Origin of the sequence: Vibrio sp. M250220, from assembly GCF_036533795.1 — a bacterium.
In the GTDB taxonomy this organism is placed as follows: domain Bacteria; phylum Pseudomonadota; class Gammaproteobacteria; order Enterobacterales; family Vibrionaceae; genus Vibrio.
The window spans coordinates 1-803 of the sequence record NZ_JATABI010000159.1 but is presented as its reverse complement, the minus strand read 5'-3'; the positions used below and the strand labels follow the sequence as shown (position 1 = coordinate 803).

Below are 803 nucleotides of genomic sequence, written 5' to 3'. Positions count from 1 at the left end.
GAGCCCCGTTTACACAGAGCCTTATTGTACTCCGCCCAGTTAGTTATCTTCTTTTTTGCCTTACCCATACCACCACCGCTCTAACCATCATAAAGGGTCAGATCGCAAGACTCGAAAAAGGTTCAACTGATTTAGGCAACAACGCCCTTCGTCACAGTAGAGCCGTGCGTGATCAATGCCTCCAAGTGCGCAAGACTCATCAATATCGGACAGATCACCACTGACACCGACTGCACCGAGAATGTTCTTTTCAGCATCGCGGATCAGTAACCCTCCGGGTACTGGAACCATATTACCGTGAACCAATACGTTAACGGCGGAGATAAATGCAGGACGGCTGTCGGCATCCTGAGCGAGTTTCCTCGACGAACAACCGAGCGCGAGTGCCCCCCAAGCTTTAGCGATGGCGATGTCTGGTCGCATCATACTAGAGCCATCTTGACGTTGCAGGGAAATCAGCTTACCCCCGCTGTCGAGAACAGCGACCGTAAGCGGTGCGCATTTGTTCTTTAAGCCTGCCTGAAAGGTGCCGTCTATGACGGACAGTGCTTGTTCTAGAGTTAAACTTCCCATGTTATCTCCTGTTAACGTTTACCAGCCTGACTTACACAATGTAAGTCAGCGAGGTATTACTCAGCTCCTTGTAGAAGCTGAGTAAGCGTTCACCAGCACCGTGTTGACTAAGTGTTTAGGTAAAAACTCGTGTGTTTAAGATCGAGCACATTTGGGTACGGCTGCTGACGAACAACAGCATTGACTATGCGTGAAAGCGTATCAAGTGACGATATCTTTCGCTTTTTACA

The 803-nt window shown here is 49.1% G+C and carries 1 protein-coding gene; it reads right to left on the bottom strand.

What is annotated here, in order from left to right; translation table 11 throughout:
• Positions 1–87 precede the first annotated feature (87 nt).
• Complete coding sequence (locus tag QTN94_RS20120; RefSeq protein WP_331428662.1) at positions 88–573, bottom strand: GlcG/HbpS family heme-binding protein; 486 nt, start codon at positions 571–573, stop codon at positions 88–90.
• Between the last annotated feature and the right edge of the window lie 230 nt (positions 574–803).

Bases quoted from the DNA above. Each gene is read 5' to 3' on its own strand.
- QTN94_RS20120 (WP_331428662.1), bottom strand. From the start codon at position 573: ATGGGAAGTTTAACTCTAGAACAAGCACTGTCCGTCATAGACGGCACC.